This is a genomic window from Paraburkholderia sp. GAS334 (genome assembly GCF_050436625.1).
Taxonomy (GTDB): Bacteria; Pseudomonadota; Gammaproteobacteria; order Burkholderiales; family Burkholderiaceae; genus Paraburkholderia.
In genome coordinates this window covers 1-16,575 of the sequence record NZ_JBNDMO010000030.1, presented here as the reverse complement: position 1 = coordinate 16,575, position 16,575 = coordinate 1, and the positions used below count along the sequence as shown (strand labels likewise).

Sequence of the window (16,575 nt, the reverse complement as noted above, 5' to 3'; positions counted from 1 at the left end):
AAGAAGGCAAGGTTCAGCGCCATCCAGTCCGCGTCAATTTGTGCAAGACCCCATGACTCCAGTCACCAGGTCCCTGTGCCCGCCAGGACCAGCGATCTTCTGATCGCCGATGAGATCAGCTTACGCTTCACGGGTCTTCACCGACGCTCTAGCTTTGATGGTTTGGGGACATTTCCTGCCGATTTTCGGCCATCACGTCAAAATTTCCAGAATCTCGTGTATCTGCACGGTCGAACAGTTTTGTCACGGGCTCCGATAGCGGACTGCGCTCGTCATACGGCCAAATACGACTGCAAATTGGGGCAGGCGCGGAGCGACGGTGCAGCCGCTCTGCCCACTCAAGGTGTTCGCGTCAGCGCCGGTCAGGCTACCAGGCAAAGGTATTCCTTGAGGCGCAATGACGCCAGGAAAAACCGTGCGCAATATGTAGCGATAAGTTCGAGCATTGCTTACCATACGGAGAGTATCGGCGTCAGCATGCTGTAACGAACTTTTCGAAGATCGAGCGATGAAACACGACAACGTTGGGACGGGAAGTGAATCATTGCCGGACTCGCTTGTTTATGTGGTCGACGACGACGAGTCTATTCGCGGCGCGCTAACCTCTCTGCTCATGTCAGTCGGAATTCACGTGCGGGCGTTCGAATCGGCCGACGATTTTCTGGCCGCGGAGATGCCGGACGTGCCGAGTTGTCTCATTCTTGACGTCCGGCTGCGAGGCACGAGCGGCCTGACCCTGCAGCAGGCGCCATTTAAAGAAAGTGTTCGATTTCCGGTCATATTTCTGACTGGGCACGGTGACATTGAGATGTCCGTCAAGGCAATGAAGGCGGGCGCTTTCGATTTCATGACAAAGCCGTTCAAGGATCAGGATCTGATCGATACGATCGCCGCAGCCCTGAAAAGGGATAGCGAATTGAAGCGCCAGGAAAGGATCGTTGCGGGCATCCGTCAAACATACGATTCGCTGACAGCGCGCGAGCGGGAAGTCATCAGGTTGGTCGCCGATGGACTGTTGAACAAGCAGATTGCCGACCTTCTCTGTCTTAGCGAGGTGACGGTCAAGATCCATCGGGCGCAAGCGATGCACAAGCTGAATGCGCGCTCAGTGCCTGATGTCGTCAGGAAGTTGCAGCAGGTGCTGCCTCTCCACCAGGGCGCCAGGTAGACGTTTCTGCATTCGCTGCGCTGGGGCCGCCATCTTCAGCGTCGCGATCGATCCCGACTAATACGAACTGTCACTAAAATCATTCGAAGGTCTTATTGTCTCCCTGTCTGCAGGCCTGTAATTTGTCTGGAGGATTCAATTTTTCTGAATCCTTTCGCTGGCCTGCGGACTCGAGATGAAATCAAAGCGCTCTTCCGCAGTTATTGGGGTGGTGGACGGGCGTATCAGGTCGCGACTCGTACCACACGCGCGCCTTCCATGTGCGGGGCGCCTCGGCAAAAATACACGTAACACTTCGCCGCAACTACGCAACCTTGAACGCATGCGAGAGACGCCACACCTGTCCGCCCCAGTGCCCCCGTCAACGCGAGACGGATGGATTGGCGTAAGTCGATTCCCACCCGCCGCCGAGCGTCTTACAGAGGGTGATGAGATTCGCGGCAGCGGTCGCCTTGCTTTGTTCGAAGTTGCTCTGGGCGTCCAGTAGTTGCTTCTGCACGTTAAGTACGTTGAGAAAGTCGACCGCCCCACCCTTGTAGCGCTGCTGCGCGATCGAGAGCGCGCGCTGGTTTAGAGCAACCACCGCCGTCAGCCGATCGCGCCGCCTCTGTTCAGCGTCATAGACGACGAGCGCATCGTCCACCTCTCGCCAGGCCTCAAGTACGGTGTGTTTGTAGACGATCGCAGCCTCCTGCTGTTGCGCCTCGCGTAGGTGCAGTGTCCCCTTCAGGCGCCCGCCCTCGAAGATGGGAAGCGTGATCGATGGTCCGACGACAAACTGGCCCGACGCCCAGTTGGCAAGGTTCGAGAGCTGAAGGCTCTGGAACCCTGCGCTGCCGTTGAGCGATATGCGTGGATAAAAATCGGCTTTTGCCATGCCGATCGATGCCGTGGCTGCGTGCAGCTGAGCCTCTGCTTTCCTGATGTCGGGTCTGCGCTGCACCAGCTCCGACGGAAATCCGATGGGCACCTGTGCAGGCAGCGCCGGCACGTCATGCGGCTCGCTGAGCGTTTGCCGTAGCGCGCCCGGTTCCTTGGCCAGTAGTACGCCAATCGCGTTGATCGTAGTTTCGCGTCGCGATTCGAGCGTCGGAATCAGACTTTCGATTGACGCCACCTGCGCGGAAGCGTTGGCCACATCCAGATCCGTCGTGACGCCTTCACGCACCCGGATCTGTGTGAGCTTCGTGGTATCGCGAGCAATCTCAAGGTTCTGGTTCGCTATCTGAAGGAGAGCCTGCGTGTCACGCAACTGGATATAGTCTCGTGCGAGTTCAGCGCGTACGGACAACAGAACTGCGTTGCGGTCCTCGTATGAGGCATCGGCCAGCGCCGTCGCAGCCTCGACACCACGTCGAGCCCGACCCCAGATGTCGAGTTCCCACGATGCATCGAAGCCGAACTGGTACAAATCGTACGCGGGCGAGCCCTTGGAGCCTGGCAACGGCGCCACGCCAAGCGGCGCGCCACCCGAAGCCGACTGCGCCTGACTTCCCGTCGGGGTGACTCCGAGCAACGACAGGATGCCGTTCGGGCTTCCACGCTCGCGGTCATAGGATGCGGCGCCATCCAGTGTCGGGTATTCCTCAGCACCGGCAATGCGTTGCCCGGCGCGGCTTTGCCGCAGACGCGCCGACGCCGCCGCCACATCGAGGTTCGCATCGGCCAGTTGCTGCTCAAGCGCGTTCAACGTGGGATCATTGAACAGCGTCCACCATTCCGGAGCGAATTCAGATTCGACGGCCTTGCTTGATGCTTGCGCAGATTGGGTACGATCAAAGACTTCCGGCGGCGTAGACGTTGTTGGACGTTCGAAGTTCGGGCCGACGGTGCAGCCTGTCATCGCGAGACACGCCAATATCCCCAATACGAACGCGCGGAAGGAAAAGTCGTTCGCATTCATTTTCCATCTCCCCATTCGGCCGGCGTATCACCATGCTGACCGACGGCGACCTCAGTTTCGACAGAAAGCCCCACGCTCAACGCAGACGCGGCCTGTTGTCCGTGGTCGATGGTGATCTTGACAGGCACGCGCTGGACGATCTTGGTGAAGTTGCCCGTTGCGTTGTCGGGCGCGATAGGCGCGAAGCTCACACCCGTAGCAGGGGCAAGACTATCGACATGCCCTCGAATCACCACGCCAGGAAAGCTGTCGACCTTGATCCGCACGCTTTCGCCTGGCCGCATCCTGGCGAGCTGGTTTTCCTGGAAGTTAGCGACGACATAGGCTTCGGAAAGTGGCACGATCGCGAGAACCGCTGCACCTGGCGTCACGAATGCGCCAACCCGCGCAGAACGCCGTCCAACCCTGCCGTCGACCGGCGCGCGGATCTCCGTATAGGACAGGTTGAGTTTTGCCTGCTCGAGCGCCGCCTCGGCGCGTGCGAGCCCGCCGGCCGCCTTATCGCGCTGGGTATGCAATACGTTCAGGTTCTGTCCAGTCGACGCCAGCGCGGCCTCATCGTGGGCCTGCTGCGCGAGCTGCTCGGCGAGCGTGCTCGAAGCGTGCTGCTGCTCCTGAGTCGTTCCCGCGCCGGCTTCCGAGAGGTTCTGGTACCGCGAGGCGTTTGCTCGCGCAAACGCGATCGATGCGTCGTCGGATCTAAGCGTCGCGCGCGCCTGCTCGACGAGCGAGGGCTGCCGCGCGATCTCGGCGTCGTAGTTCGCGACGGACGCCTTTGCCGCAGCCACGTCCGCTTCCGCACTCATCAATGCCGCCCGGAAGTCACGGTCATCAATACGTATCAGCAATTGCCCGGCCTTTACTGATTGGTTGTCGTTGACGAATACGTCGGATATTTCGCCGGCAATCCGCGGCGCCACGAGGGTGAAATCGGCCTCTACATAAGCATCGTTTGTGGATTCGGTATTCGAGCCGCCTAACAGTCTTGAGCAAGCCAAGGCGCCAACGCCGACTGCGACAACCAGAGCGGCAACACGAACAATTTTGAGGGGTGATCGAGCAACGGATGACATAAATACCGTCTCTTAATGGGAAGAAGGGGGCGTAGCGCACCACGGCGGGTAAATACGCACGGGTAACACTGACACCAGGAAAACAAGGGCGATGGCAACACCTGCCATCACGCGATAGAGATCCGCCGAGGTCAGTACCACTGCCTGCACGTGGATCCGGTGTGCAAGTTCGCCGAGACCATGCGCCGCGTCGATGCTTTGGCTCGCCACAAGCGCGTGATTGCCCAAGTGGTCCACGAGCATGTTCGAATGAAGACGTTCGCGATCTGTACCCAACCCTTCGAAGAGACCCGTTGCCGCAGCCGCGGAAAACGTTTTTAGCGAGTTAAACATTGCCGAAGCAAATGGACCGTCTGTCGGTGGCAAGCCCGTCGTGACGCCCATCAGGATTGCCAGGATCACCATCGGTTGCGCGACGATCTGTATCGATTGAAGCCAGTAGAAATTGTTGCGGATCCACTCGGACGTGATGAAGCTCCCCATCAGGCACGTGGTAACCATGAGGCACAGTCCAATGGCCATGACCCAGCGGTGGTCGACTTGCCGGAGGTTCAGGACGGCGGCGGTCGCAGGCAGCGCAATCACCAGGGGAATGGCAACCAGCAAAGACAGCGGCGCGGTTTGCAGCGGCCTGTAACCGTGAATATGCGCAAGATACTGGCCGGGTATCGCAGCCACGCCAACCAGGAGTATGACCGCGCCCGCGAGTGTCGTAAGTCCGTGCGCAAAGTTTCTGCGCGACAGCATCTGCAGCTTGAAAAAAGGAAGCGGATGAAACCACTCGTTGACGAGGAATGTCACCAACAGCAGCCCTCCGCCAATAAACATCACGCGAATGAATTCGGAATCGAGCCAGTCAAGACGATCACCTTGCAGAAGGCCGATCACGAGCATGGCGACGGCCGGAAACCCGGTCAGAAAGCCGGTCCAGTTGAATGCCCCGAGTCGTTCGAGTTTGACCGGATCTGGCGGAAGCCCCTGCTGGATCGCCACGCAGCTTACGATGCCAAGCGGCACGATTTGCCAGAATGCCATTTGCCAACCGGCATACTCGGTCCATAAAGCTGCAAGCGGTGTGCCGAGCGCCGGTCCAAAGGTCGCCGTGAGCGCGTACCCGGCGAGTCCGTATAGCTTCACTTTGGGCGGAAGATAGCGCAGCGCCACGATGATCAGCATCGGGGGAAGGCATCCGCCGGCAATCCCCTGCAGCACACGCAACACGTAAAGCGTAAGCAGGTTCGGTGCAAAGGGACAAAGGATCCCGAGGAACATCGTCGCGATCACGGCGCCGATCGTAAATCGCTTGAGCGTGAACGTGATCCCAAACCACGGCGCAAACACCATCGCAGCGACATTAGCCGCCTCGAACAGCGCGGTCAGCCAGGTTCCATCGTCATGCCCGATCGAGAGCGCGCCCTGAATGTCCGCCAGCGACAGTGCAGTGACCTGTTCGTTGAGAATGGCCAGTAGAGACGCAAGCAGCATCCCAACCAGGCCGACGGCGAGACCAGGCGAAAGCGCGGATTGTCTGGACGTCGGCGGCGCTTGAGCCTCTGCCCCCGGCACAGAAGAGAGTGCCGGCGACTGCGCGACGGCCGGCGCTTCCGCTTCACGTGTTAAAGGGTTGCCTGTATTCATAGGAATCCCGTTGCTACTCATGTTCGATAGGGCATCTAATATGTCGGTCGGCGGTTGCCTGAAAAGCGGAGATCCTCCAACATCGATAACGGAATGCGGTTGCCGCATCACCGATACCTGGCGACCGTGTGATTGTCCAGGATAGGCCCAATTCATTGGAGCCCAGGCTAGTCAGGTATTGGGCCAATGAGTTCGCGAATTTTGCCAACCGGCCATGGACGTCGTGATAACCATCACTATCTGAAAGAGTCCCTTTCAAACCGACAAGGCGAACTTTCCGACCAGAAAAATCATAAAAGGCCGCTTCCTGCTATCTAGAAAGCGTTCGGCGTTGGACAATGAGTGTCTTCTTTGAGCCATTCGTCGATGCGGATCGTCACCATGCGTATCACAATGCATAGAATCGCGATGTGTGGACGCAGTGATCAAGGTGGGAAGTGGAATGGACAAATTGCGTGAGATGGAGATTTTCGTAGCCATCGTCGAGCGAGGCAGCTTTACTGGCGCGTCCGACAAAGTCGGAATCTCAGCCGCCGCGGTCTCGCGGGCGGTCAATTCGCTAGAATCCCGTCTCGGCACACATCTGCTTGCCCGGTCGACTCGAACGGTTCGTCCGACGGATGCAGGTATGACATACCTCGAAGCCTGCAGGAAGGTGTTAGACGCCATCACGGATGCGGAAGCAAACATTGCGGCCGATCAACTCAATCCTGTAGGTACGTTGACCATTTCTGCACCGGTCCTGTTTGGCCAGCGATATGTTGCTCCTCTGGTCAACGCCTTCGCGCTGCGTTATCCGGACGTCAGCGTCAATGCGGTGTACGTCGATCGAACCACGCGGCTTCTAGAGGAAGGGGTGGATATTGCTATCCGTGTCGGCCACCTCGGAGACTCCTCGACATTCGCCGTTCCGTTGGGTTTCGTGCGGCGTCGAACGTACGCGGCGCCCTCTTATCTCGCTGCGCATGGGGAACCCCTTCACCCCAGGGATCTGGCCCATCACCGCTGTGTGTCCTTCACTGGCGTCTCGCTTCCACTTGAGTGGGTGTTCAACGAGAACGGTTCGAGGTTGCCTGTCAGGCTTCGGCCGCGGATGATCGTCGACCTGGGTCCCGCTGCCGTTCTCGCCGCCGTTGACGGCGTGGGGATAACCCAGTTGCTGTCGTATCAGGCGGCTGCTGAGTTAGCCGATGGCAGGCTCCAACCTGTCCTGACGTCATTCGAGCCCGAGTCGACCCCGGTGAGCCTGCTTCATGTAGAGCGGCGAAGCACCAGCGGTAAGATTCGCGCTTTCGTGGAATTCGTCACCGAAACACTACGCAAAAACGCGCACCTTCAGGGCGTGGACGCTACTGCAGTGCGAACTTCCCCGTAGGTGGCCACTCAACGGACATTGACCCTCCGGCGCAGCACAATGTACGACATTACTGCAGCTGCGCCCTTGGCCCAAATCTCACGTTGATTGGCCACGCATGGCGACATCCACGTGTTTCCTCCCAGATTTCGGCTGATTAGACTTGGTCTCGTGGATACGGCACAGCCGCCTCTTCAAAGTCGTGGCCTACGTTGATACGGGACGATAACCAAGGGCAGATTCATCATGCGGAAAGAACGCCATACCTCGCGCCAGGTGATAACCGGGTACGGTCGCTCGTGCGCAGTGGATTTGCGAAGTCGCCGCATGCATGTTGCGATGATGCTGTACGCGGGATTTCGGCTACTCGAAGTGACGGGCCCGATGGATGTTTTCCACGAAGCAAACCGCCTGTGCGGAGGAACGCTGTACGAACAGCATCTCGTGGGACCGTTCCCGGGGCCCGTCCTGTGCTCGAATGGCGTAGCGGTGGCCACGACGGAATGTCTGTCGGATACGCATACTTCGTTCGACACCGTCGTAGTGCCTGGTTCCCCGATCATCGGCTCGGGACGTGAGCATCGCGAACTGGTGGACTGGCTCAGTGATGCCGGACGTGGCGTGCGAAGGCTCGCGTCGGTGTCCAACGGTGCTTTTTTAGTCGCGCGCGCCGGTCTTGCCGACCATCGCTCATTGACCATGCATTGGCGCGACGCGCAACGGCTCTCCACCGCGTATCCCTTAGTAGACGTCGTAAGCAATCAAAGCTGCTTGAAGGATGGCAACCTGTACTCGTCGCGCGGTGTAAGTGACGGTATCCAGGTGGCCTTGGCTCTCGTCAAGGAGGACCTTGGCGAAGAGTTCGCCGCAAGCATTGCAGCGTCATTGTCGGGGCAGCGCAACCGGGCGCAAAGTTAAGGTGTTTGTCGAATTCCATGGTTGACGAGAATTTAATTTATAAGGCACTCGCAAACCCGTTCCGGCGCGAGATCCTGAAGTGGTTAAAGGTGCCGAACAAGTACTTTGCAAAGGGATACGTCGATCTTGGCTGCGGTGTACCGTCAAATGCAATCCATGCGCGCGGTGGGCTATCTCAATCGACTGTATCAGCGCACGTCGCGGTGTTGGTCGAGGCGAGACTGCTTGTTTCCACCCGTGTTAGTCAGTGAATGTTTCTTGCGCGAAATGAAGAAGTCATTCGCGCCTTCGCGACACAGATCAGGTTGCATCTGTAGCCACTAGCTTTATCGACCGGGTGTCGGTCACCCAGGCAGGCCTTCTACAGTGCGGCGGTCCATGCTCACTTCGATCGTGGCGAGATAGCCGTCGTGGATGATGGTTACTGACTACTTCGCGGAATAAAACCAGGGCTGCCGGTCTTCACAACTTCGTTGAACCTCTGCCTGGTCTGAATCCGATTGATCTCGTCAAACGCGTCTGCCGGGAGGGCAGAGATGTTGAAATTCTCCTGCGCACGGGCCGCAGTCTTGGGCGTTGTAAGCAAAGCTGTGCCGCGCTGCACCGCCCAGGCGAGCAGCACCTGTGCTGGCGTCTTTCCAACTCGCGCGGCAATCTGCGAGATGACCGGGTCCTCGAGCGGCCCAGGCCTTATTCCGTGACCCAATGGCGCAAAAGCCAAGAACACTATCTCTTTCGCCTTGCAGAATTCCAGAAGTTCCGTTTCTGGAAGATAAGGATGTGCTTCGACCTGGACCACGGCCGGCTTGATTCTCGCCGATTCATAGAGGGGCAGAATTTCGTTCAGGCTAATGTCAGACAGTCCGATGGCCCGGCATCTTCCATGGTCGACGAGATCTTCCATCGCCCTCCACGTATCGAGCAAAGTCACGCCTTTATCGTAGAGGACATCTCCATTTTCGTCGCGCGGATCCTGCTCATCTCCTGGTTGAAATGCAAACGGCGTATGAATGAGATAAAGATCCAGATAGTCCAGCCCAAGTCTTCCAAGACTTGCCTCGAATGCCGGTTCGACACGCTCGGGCCTGTGATTTGAATTCCATAGCTTGGTGGTCACAAAGATTTCTTCGCGCGCGATCCCTTCGACTGCAAGTCCTGCCTGCAGGGCCTCGCCCACCTCACGCTCGTTCCGATATCGCTCCGCACAATCGAAGTGTCGATAGCCGGCTTCCAGCGCGTATCGGGTAGCGCTTGTAGTCGTGGCTGCATCAGAAATCAGTGTGCCAAATCCGACTGCGGGCATACGGCCGCCTCCGTGATTAAGCCCTATCCTTCTGACCCGAAAATCGGAAGACTCAATCATGACGAAACCTCCGCACTATGTCGTGCCCAGCGATGAAGGACCGACGCTTGAGCGTGCGATTGTGGCGCCAGGTCCATGACCAGAAAAAACGTCAACGCATTGAGTCGGCTAACCGCTTCATAGCGAATCCCTGGCTAAAGCGTTTATGAACCGCCTGCACTGAGTCTCGTTATTTATGTTAGGCGAGTTCGCCCGCACGCATCAAGGCCTTATTAGCCTCCGGTCGTCGTGACGCTCCCAAACAACCGGCACTGTCCAGTACGGCGTGGAGCAACACATCGGCTCCCGCAGTCGCCCATTCCGCGGTTATCGCTTCTCCCTCGTTGTGACTCAGTCCGCCGATGCAAGGAATGAAGATCATTCCCGTAGGCGCCTGCTCGGGGCCAAGCTCGTTCGTCACACGCGCAAGCTCATCGATGCAAACAAGAAATGCTTCGCAGCGCTATTAGTGATCGTGGGCATGCTCACCGCCAGTAGGTCCGACCTGATATTCCTCGTCGGTAACCTTCTCCATCCAGACGACGCTCACGCCATCCAGAGCTTCCTGAACTCCGACGTGGGTCATGGAGGCAGTAGCAGATGCTCCGTGCCAATGCTTGTGACCCGGCGGGCACCAGATCACGTCGCCAGCACGAATTTCGACGATGGCTTCACCTTCGCACTGAGTCCATCCGCAGCCTGCGGTGACGATAAGCGTCTGTCCGAGAGGATGAGTATGCCAGGCGCTCCGTGCGCCAGGTTCAAACGTCACGCTCACCACTGAAACGCGCGCCGGCTCTGGAGGAAGGTTTAAAGGGTCGATGCGAACAGCACCCGTAAATTGCGCTTCAGAGCCTTTCATTGAAGGTTGCGAGCCTACACGCTTGAGATTCATGGTCGATCCGTTTCGGTATGGGAATTACCCGGCACTTCACAGTAGTGGTCCCTCTCAACGAGCGGCAATATCTCGTGAACAAGGTGTTTTTCGATCAGCTAGATATCAGACACACGGCGAACGACGACTAGCCATATCAATGCTCAACTACCGACAACCTGAATCAGGACGGTTGCACGATGACCGATAGCAACCGTCCCTCGCGCCTGGCGGCGCTCAGCGGCTGTACATTGCATTCCAGCCGGCAGCCGACACGCGGCTGCCCGATTGCGATGTGCTGCTCGACGCGCCACCGTAACTGCTCGCCGATGCATCGCGTGCCGTCACGTTCGCTTCGGCGGCCTGAATTGCATCAGGATAGTGCGTCGCATCGCCGTCACCGACGTGATAACTCACACTCTCCAGTTGCACGAGTTCTGCGCGGACCTGCGCACGGGTGGTGTGTCCCGTCGATTGAGCGAACGACGCAACTGGAATCACAAGAGCGCTGGCAATAATGGCTGCACGGATAATTGACTTCATGGCAAACACCTCGACTAATGTTGGATGGCCTGCAACAAACTCAGTTGTTTGAAGCGGTGAATGAAGTCTATGCTTCAACGTTGTCGGGGTTAACCCCTGATCGATCAAGGCATTGTTTACCGAGCGCGCGCGAATGCAGACAACGACTGGCTCGCAATGGGCGAATGTGCGCCCAACTACATCAATCGCGATCTGATCGCACCGCCTGCGCGCAATCTCCTTGTGCGGTAGCATCATCGCCACAACCTGGAGGTTCGAATGACTACGAAACCACTAACGCTTGGCATCGATCACATTGGCTTGACCGTTCGCAATCTGAACCTCACTCGCGACTTTTTCATCAGTTGTTTGGGATGGACGCAAATTGGAGAGAAACCGGATTATCCGGCTGCATTCGTGTCCGACGGGCAGGTGATGCTGACGCTGTGGGAAGTGCAGAATCAATTGGGCCGCGTGGAATTCGACCGCAAAACGAACGTGGGCCTGCATCACCTGGCCTTGCGCGTCGGCAGTGAAGCAGCGCTCGAGGACGTATTCTCGAAGGTGTCCAAATGGCCCGGCGTCGAAGTTCAGTTTGCACCAGAAAACCTGGGGGCTGGCCCAAAGCGGCACACAATGATTTTTGAACCGGGCGGGATTCGGCTCGAGTTTGACTTCGATCCGCGCGTCTCGGCCGCCTGAACGCGGACACGTTGTGCGCTCAAAAAGAACGCGCAACATCGCCGTCGTGGTGCGCGATGTGCCCAGTGAGAAGTACCGCGCAGCGGACTCAGTGCGGCAGGCGGTCCGCGACCTTCGCTACGCCCGCGGCAGCGCACACCTCATCCTTGTCGCCGCCGGGTGCGCCCCCGATACCGAGCGCGCCCACCATCTCTCCGTTTACCTTGAACGCTACTGCACCCGGCAACGCCATGACGTTGTGCACGGTCGCGAGCTGCGGTGCGTACGGACTCGTCTTCATCAATTCGAAAAAGCCACTCGACCGGTCGAAGCCGAATTCCGGCCCAAGCGTCACGACGGTGAACGCCTTACGCATGCTCGATTCAGCAGTGTGTACAGTGCTCCTGTCTCCGCGTAGTACCACTTGCGGTACCCCATCCATATCGAGCACCGTGGCGGTCACCCAATAATGCTTCGCTTCGCACACGCGAATCGCTTCTTTCGCTGCATCGAGAGCGACGTCGAGCGGCAATGTGTAGTGGTAGCCGGACGTCTGCGGTTCTTGTGCCTGAATTACTGGCGACATTAGCGACGCAACGCATAGTGACGCGGTCAGACAAAGACGTTTCATGATTACACCGTGTGGCGCCGCGATGGGCCGTTGTGAGAGATCGGTAAGGGAGTAGTGCGCACATGGACTCCTGGTACATGTGGGCTGCAGATCCAATAGATCATGGGCCACCCCACTCTAGCTTCAAACGTCACGCGCATACACACCCTGTTATTAAAAAGAGTTGTTCGCGTTGCGCAACAAGCCGCGTGCCGGGATGGCCGGTAGGCGCGGCGTGAACTGAGCGGAGGTGTCGGCTCTCCAATTGGCATGCGGCGCGCTGGTTCTTACCATCCTTAATAACGGGCTTAGACTGCTCGGCATTGGCCCAGCAAACGTACTTCTGCTTAACGGCACGATGCCGTTCGCAGTCTTGCTCTTTGCGGGGCGCAGCATCAAACCGCATTTGATGCGATTCTTTGTTTTTGGCGTTAGACGCGCATCCTTTTCACGCGCCACCTCACGAGAGGTCCGAGCAACCGCTTTAAAGACTCGCCAGTTCTTCGGTGATCGCCAAAAAGCGCTCGACATCATGTGGCGCATTGCAGTGGAGTGGGGATATCCGCACCGCGCCTGCCAGTTTGAATGACTTCAGCATCCGCCCGGAGTACAGGCTCGACGCTATGCGCTCATATACGATGACGCCGCGCCTCTCGTATTCGCGCACGGCATCGGTCGGGCTCAGATTCTCGAAGCCGATACCAATGATCAGGTCGCGCTTCGTCAGATCGGGATGATCCCAGAACACGCTGACGCCACCGATCTGCCTGAGACCGCGCTGCTCCCCATGACCATCGAGCAGTGCGCCGAGCAGTGCGCGCTCATGCCGATCGATGCGATGCATCCCCTGCACGAACAGCTCGCGACGATCACTCGCATCGCCGAAATGGCCGCCGATCCACGTCACGTAATTGACGATCTCGGTAACGACCGCGAATTGCGCGGGCGCAGGGCTGCCGAGTTCCCACGCGGACTCGTGTTTTGCAGCGAGGCGGTGATGCGGCAGCATGGCCGCGCGCGGCGACAGCCACGCGATGCCAGAGCCGCGGCAGCCAAAGAACTTGTAGGGCGCGAAATTGATGCCGTCGACGGGCGTCTTCTCCAGGTCGATGACACCGTGCGGCGCGTGCTGGACGGCGTCGACGATGATAAAGAGGCCCGGCTTCTTCGCACGCGCCCGCCCGACGATCCGTTCTATGTCGAACTTCGCGCCGGAAATGTTCGAGGCGTACATCACGCTGAGCAATGCCGTGTCGGCGTCGATCAGCGACACAATCGCATCGACGTCCACGCCACCCGTTTCGGGATTGCTGGGCGCAACGCGCAGTGTCTTGTGCGTGCGTTGCGCGTAAAGCGTCATCGCATCGTAAGACGACGGGTGTTCGAGAATCGTCGTGACCACGTTTGTGCCGGGCACATTTTCCATGATCGCGCGCACCATATCGAACATCGCCCCCGACGCCGTCAGCGCCGTGTAGATGCTGCCATCGCGCGCGTTCAGGATCGTACGGATGTCCGACTCGCCTTGGGCCTGGATGTCTTGAAGGTAGCGCGACCGGTCGTGGATGCGCTCCGGGCAATCGGGCATCGCGTCGATTCGCGCGTAAGTGTCGACGGCCGTTTTCAGACGGAACGACCCGCCCGCGTTGTCGAAGAAGAGGCGCTTACGTCCATCGATATCGCGATCGACGTGATGAAAACGTGCGTTGATCGCCTGCATTAACGATTCGGGAAAGAACTCGCCCTGGCTGCTGCTCATCTGCAACGCTCCTGATCTTCCTGCTGGATAGTTGTCATGCGGCCGAAGTCGCCGGCGTTCAGGCGTCGAGCGACGCGAGATACGCTTTGCCCTTCTCCGCGTCGTACTGTCGTTCCCACTTCGCAATGACGAGCGGTGCAAGCGCATTGCCGACCACGTTCAGCGCCGTGCGTCCCATGTCCATCAGACGGTCCACGCCGGCTATGAATGCGAGCCCTTCGAGCGGCAGACCTGCGCTCGCGAGCGTCGCGAGAAGAATCACGAACATGAAGCCCGGCACGCCAGCCGCACCCTTTGACGTGACCACCATCGTCAGCGTCAGGACGATCTGTTCCTGCCAGCCGAGATGAATGCCATAGAGTTGCGCGACAAACAGCGTTCCGATGCCGAGGTAGATCGACGCGCCGTCGAGATTGAACGTGTAGCCGGTCGGCACGACGAAGGTCGTAATGCTCTTCGGGACGCCAAAGTCTTCCATCTTCTTCATCAGTTGCGGCAGCACCGTTGCCGAGCTGCACGTCGAGAACGCGATAATCAGTTCATCCCTGATGACCCGTAGTAGCGTGAAGAGACGAAAGCCGAACAGCCGCGCTGTCACACCGAGGACGACGAGTGCGAACAGGACGATCGCAAGGTAAGTCACAGCGACCAGTTTCAGCAGCGGCAGCAGCGAACCGAAACCGAAGCTCGCAACCGTGACCGCGATCAACGCGCATACCCCGATCGGCGCATAACGCATCACCACGTTCGTGACCTTGAACATCGCTTCCGACACGCCCTTCAGCGTAGCGATCACCGGCTTGCGGAACTCTCCCGGCACGGACTGCAGGCCGAGACCGAACAGAACCGAAAAGAAGATCACCGGGAGCAGGTCGCCCTTCGCCATTGAAGCGATCACGTTGTCCGGAATGATGCCGAGCACGAGGGCCATCAGTCCGTGATGCCCTTGCACCTGCTGCGTCGCCTGCTGATACCGCGAAATGTCTGTATGCCCGAGTTGCGACATGTCCGTGCCGACGCCCGGCTGCAGCACATTGCCGACGACGAGCCCGAGCACGATCGCGATCGTCGTGACCACCTCGAAGTACAGGAGAGTTTTGAGGCCAATTCGTCCCAACGACTTGCCGTCCCCGACGCCGGCGATTCCGATCACCATGCTCGTGAAAACGATCGGCACGACGATCATCCTGATCAGCTTGATGAAGATGTCGCCGGCGGGTTGCAAATACCCTGTAATCGCCTCTTCGCGCATGTCTGGGTAATGGTTCAGCAGGAGGCCGGCCACGATGCCGATTGCGAGGCCGATAAGGATCTGCCACGCGAGGCTGACTCGCGGCTTGCGAGCGACGTGCACGGCAGGCGGGTTTTCGACGACGGAATCCATATTCTCTCCAGACTGGGGTCAAAATCTGTGCAACCTGACGTCGCGGACAGCAGGCATCCCGAGCCACGCGATGAGACAAACCATAAGTAGCCAAAAGAAGCAAAAAAAGCGATTTTTTTGTATGAGAAACTATCGTTTTTCCTCATGCGCGAGAAACGACGCAATGATGACGTTCAAACAGATGGAAGCGCTCTACTGGATCGTTCAGTTGGGATCGTTCGAGGCAGCGGCAAACAGGCTCAATACGACGCAGTCAGCGGTATCGAAGCGGATCCAGGAACTTGAACGCGCGTTTGACCTGACCGTGTTTGACCGCGTGCACCGCAGCGCGAGGCTGACAGAGAAAGGTGAACAGTTCTTCGGGTACGCGAAGGAACTGCTCGACCGGCGCGACCAGATCGTCGAACAGGTCGTCTCGAAGGAAGCGCTGGTACGACAAATCCGGATCGGCGTGACCGAACTGACGGCGCTGACGTGGTTACCGCGCCTGATCTCCGCGATCCAGGGAGCGTATCCGAAGCTTACCGTCGAAGCCGAGGTGGATTTAAACGCAACGCTCCGCGAGCGGCTCGCCGCCGACACGATCGATATCATCGTGGTCCCGCAAATCCATAGCACGGAATCCTTCGCGACTACGCGGGTTGGCGAAGTCGACAACGCGTGGATGTGTGCCCCTTCGCTTACCGCCAGGAAGACCGCGATTCCGCTCGCGGACATTGTTCAGTTCCCACTGATCCTGCAGGGCGGCCTGTCTGGAACGGGCTTTATCTACACGCGCTTTCTGCAGGAACACGGCGTGAGCATGCAACGAATTCTCGCGAGCAACAGTCTGATTGCGCAGATTGGACTCACTCTGTCGGGCCTTGGCGTGAGCTACCTGCCCAAGTCGTGCCTGAGCCATATGGTCACGCGTGGCGCGCTGAGGATCGTTCAGACTCAACCTGCCCTGCCGCCCGTCTCGTATGTGGCGTTACACCGCGCGGGCCAGTCGCACTCGCTTAATGCCGATGTTGCGCGACTCGCTGCCCAGTGTTGCGATTTCAGCTTGAACTTGCTCGATTCGGGCCGACAAACGGGGACTACGTTCGCGCTGCGCAAGAGGAGCACGCCAGCCAGGAAGTCGTCGTAGGGAAATTTCAACGTTTGACGCGCGCCCGCGCGTTTGCTGCTCCTCAGCAACGAGCCAACTGTTTCGACCGGCTTTCACCGTCGTGTCGGCACGATGAGACATAGCGCCAACGCTCGACTCCCGGACGAAGTGCATCCAAACGGATTGCATCATGGCGACCGCCGCGTTGTGGGGTTTATCCACAGCATGGTCCAACGAGCAGCATGGCTCATTGCGGTTT

The 16,575-nt window shown here is 58.5% G+C and carries 14 protein-coding genes and 2 pseudogenes; 6 read left to right on the top strand and 10 right to left on the bottom strand.

The window, feature by feature from the left end:
• The first annotated feature begins 508 nt into the window (after window positions 1-508).
• Complete coding sequence (locus P3T21_RS32390) at window positions 509-1,168, top strand: response regulator transcription factor (RefSeq protein WP_429260025.1); 660 nt, start codon at window positions 509-511, stop codon at window positions 1,166-1,168.
• A gap of 361 nt (window positions 1,169-1,529) precedes the next feature.
• Here P3T21_RS32390 and P3T21_RS32385 read toward each other — a convergent pair whose 3' ends face one another.
• The 3 genes from P3T21_RS32385 to P3T21_RS32375 are packed head-to-tail and all read right to left on the bottom strand — an operon-like array spanning window position 1,530 to window position 5,782.
• Window positions 1,530-3,071 carry an efflux transporter outer membrane subunit gene (locus tag P3T21_RS32385; RefSeq protein WP_429260024.1) on the bottom strand — a complete coding sequence of 514 codons (1,542 nt, stop codon included), beginning with the start codon at window positions 3,069-3,071 and terminating at the stop codon, window positions 1,530-1,532.
• Complete coding sequence (locus tag P3T21_RS32380) at window positions 3,068-4,144, bottom strand: HlyD family secretion protein (RefSeq protein WP_429260023.1); 1,077 nt, start codon at window positions 4,142-4,144, stop codon at window positions 3,068-3,070. The genes P3T21_RS32385 and P3T21_RS32380 overlap by 4 nt, the downstream gene beginning before the upstream one ends.
• A gap of 12 nt (window positions 4,145-4,156) precedes the next feature.
• Window positions 4,157-5,782 (bottom strand): MFS transporter, encoded by a 1,626-nt coding sequence (locus P3T21_RS32375; RefSeq protein WP_429260022.1) that lies wholly within the window; start codon window positions 5,780-5,782, stop codon window positions 4,157-4,159.
• Between the two features lie 442 nt (window positions 5,783-6,224).
• Here P3T21_RS32375 and P3T21_RS32370 point away from each other — a divergent pair, with 442 nt between their 5' ends.
• The 3 genes and pseudogenes from P3T21_RS32370 (at window position 6,225) to P3T21_RS32360 (ending at window position 8,371) form a co-directional block, all read left to right on the top strand.
• Window positions 6,225-7,157 (top strand): LysR family transcriptional regulator, encoded by a 933-nt coding sequence (locus tag P3T21_RS32370; RefSeq protein WP_429260021.1) that lies wholly within the window; start codon window positions 6,225-6,227, stop codon window positions 7,155-7,157.
• 306 nt (window positions 7,158-7,463) lie between these two features.
• Complete coding sequence (locus P3T21_RS32365; protein ID WP_429260020.1) at window positions 7,464-8,054, top strand: AraC family transcriptional regulator; 591 nt, start codon at window positions 7,464-7,466, stop codon at window positions 8,052-8,054.
• A gap of 17 nt (window positions 8,055-8,071) precedes the next feature.
• Window positions 8,072-8,371 (top strand): annotated as a pseudogene (locus P3T21_RS32360) (ArsR/SmtB family transcription factor).
• Between the two features lie 104 nt (window positions 8,372-8,475).
• Here the strand turns inward: P3T21_RS32360 and P3T21_RS32355 are convergent.
• The 4 genes and pseudogenes from P3T21_RS32355 to P3T21_RS32340 form a co-directional block, all read right to left on the bottom strand.
• Entirely contained in the window at window positions 8,476-9,417 is a 942-nt protein-coding gene (locus P3T21_RS32355) for an aldo/keto reductase (RefSeq protein WP_429260019.1), read from the bottom strand.
• A 178-nt stretch (window positions 9,418-9,595) separates the two neighbouring features.
• Window positions 9,596-9,790 (bottom strand): annotated as a pseudogene (locus P3T21_RS32350) (hypothetical protein); the annotation flags it as partial.
• 72 nt (window positions 9,791-9,862) lie between these two features.
• Complete coding sequence (locus P3T21_RS32345) at window positions 9,863-10,291, bottom strand: (R)-mandelonitrile lyase (RefSeq protein WP_429260018.1); 429 nt, start codon at window positions 10,289-10,291, stop codon at window positions 9,863-9,865.
• A 216-nt stretch (window positions 10,292-10,507) separates the two neighbouring features.
• Window positions 10,508-10,813, bottom strand: a complete 306-nt coding sequence (locus P3T21_RS32340) for a DUF4148 domain-containing protein (protein WP_429260017.1) — start codon at window positions 10,811-10,813, stop codon at window positions 10,508-10,510.
• A gap of 258 nt (window positions 10,814-11,071) precedes the next feature.
• Here P3T21_RS32340 and P3T21_RS32335 point away from each other — a divergent pair, with 258 nt between their 5' ends.
• On the top strand, window positions 11,072-11,494 hold the full coding sequence (locus P3T21_RS32335) for a VOC family protein (RefSeq protein ID WP_429260016.1): 423 nt from the start codon (window positions 11,072-11,074) through the stop codon (window positions 11,492-11,494).
• 88 nt (window positions 11,495-11,582) lie between these two features.
• On the opposite strand, the gene P3T21_RS32330 is transcribed toward P3T21_RS32335, so the two are convergent.
• The 3 genes from P3T21_RS32330 to gltP all read right to left on the bottom strand — a co-directional run bounded on the left by P3T21_RS32330 (window position 11,583) and on the right by gltP (window position 15,226).
• On the bottom strand, window positions 11,583-12,059 hold the full coding sequence (locus tag P3T21_RS32330) for a GlcG/HbpS family heme-binding protein (protein WP_429260015.1): 477 nt from the start codon (window positions 12,057-12,059) through the stop codon (window positions 11,583-11,585).
• 508 nt (window positions 12,060-12,567) lie between these two features.
• Window positions 12,568-13,842: an aminotransferase class V-fold PLP-dependent enzyme gene (locus P3T21_RS32325; RefSeq protein WP_429260014.1), complete on the bottom strand. Its 1,275-nt coding sequence runs from the start codon at window positions 13,840-13,842 to the stop codon at window positions 12,568-12,570.
• 58 nt (window positions 13,843-13,900) lie between these two features.
• Window positions 13,901-15,226: a glutamate/aspartate:proton symporter GltP gene (gene gltP / locus P3T21_RS32320; RefSeq protein ID WP_429260013.1), complete on the bottom strand. Its 1,326-nt coding sequence runs from the start codon at window positions 15,224-15,226 to the stop codon at window positions 13,901-13,903.
• A gap of 163 nt (window positions 15,227-15,389) precedes the next feature.
• Between gltP and P3T21_RS32315 the strand changes: the two genes are divergently transcribed.
• Window positions 15,390-16,355 carry a LysR family transcriptional regulator gene (locus tag P3T21_RS32315; protein ID WP_429260012.1) on the top strand — a complete coding sequence of 322 codons (966 nt, stop codon included), beginning with the start codon at window positions 15,390-15,392 and terminating at the stop codon, window positions 16,353-16,355.
• The last annotated feature ends 220 nt before the right edge of the window (window positions 16,356-16,575 follow it).

Coding starts and splice junctions, on each gene's coding strand:
- gltP (WP_429260013.1), bottom strand. CDS start 15,226: ATGGATTCCGTCGTCGAAAACCCGCCTGCCGTGCACGTCGCTCGCAAG.
- P3T21_RS32340 (WP_429260017.1), bottom strand. CDS start 10,813: ATGAAGTCAATTATCCGTGCAGCCATTATTGCCAGCGCTCTTGTGATT.
- P3T21_RS32390 (WP_429260025.1), top strand. CDS start 509: ATGAAACACGACAACGTTGGGACGGGAAGTGAATCATTGCCGGACTCG.
- P3T21_RS32315 (WP_429260012.1), top strand. CDS start 15,390: ATGATGACGTTCAAACAGATGGAAGCGCTCTACTGGATCGTTCAGTTG.
- P3T21_RS32385 (WP_429260024.1), bottom strand. CDS start 3,071: ATGAATGCGAACGACTTTTCCTTCCGCGCGTTCGTATTGGGGATATTG.
- P3T21_RS32365 (WP_429260020.1), top strand. CDS start 7,464: ATGCATGTTGCGATGATGCTGTACGCGGGATTTCGGCTACTCGAAGTG.
- P3T21_RS32355 (WP_429260019.1), bottom strand. CDS start 9,417: ATGATTGAGTCTTCCGATTTTCGGGTCAGAAGGATAGGGCTTAATCAC.
- P3T21_RS32325 (WP_429260014.1), bottom strand. CDS start 13,842: ATGAGCAGCAGCCAGGGCGAGTTCTTTCCCGAATCGTTAATGCAGGCG.
- P3T21_RS32380 (WP_429260023.1), bottom strand. CDS start 4,144: ATGTCATCCGTTGCTCGATCACCCCTCAAAATTGTTCGTGTTGCCGCT.
- P3T21_RS32335 (WP_429260016.1), top strand. CDS start 11,072: ATGACTACGAAACCACTAACGCTTGGCATCGATCACATTGGCTTGACC.
- P3T21_RS32370 (WP_429260021.1), top strand. CDS start 6,225: ATGGACAAATTGCGTGAGATGGAGATTTTCGTAGCCATCGTCGAGCGA.
- P3T21_RS32375 (WP_429260022.1), bottom strand. CDS start 5,782: ATGAATACAGGCAACCCTTTAACACGTGAAGCGGAAGCGCCGGCCGTC.
- P3T21_RS32330 (WP_429260015.1), bottom strand. CDS start 12,059: ATGTCGCCAGTAATTCAGGCACAAGAACCGCAGACGTCCGGCTACCAC.
- P3T21_RS32345 (WP_429260018.1), bottom strand. CDS start 10,291: ATGAATCTCAAGCGTGTAGGCTCGCAACCTTCAATGAAAGGCTCTGAA.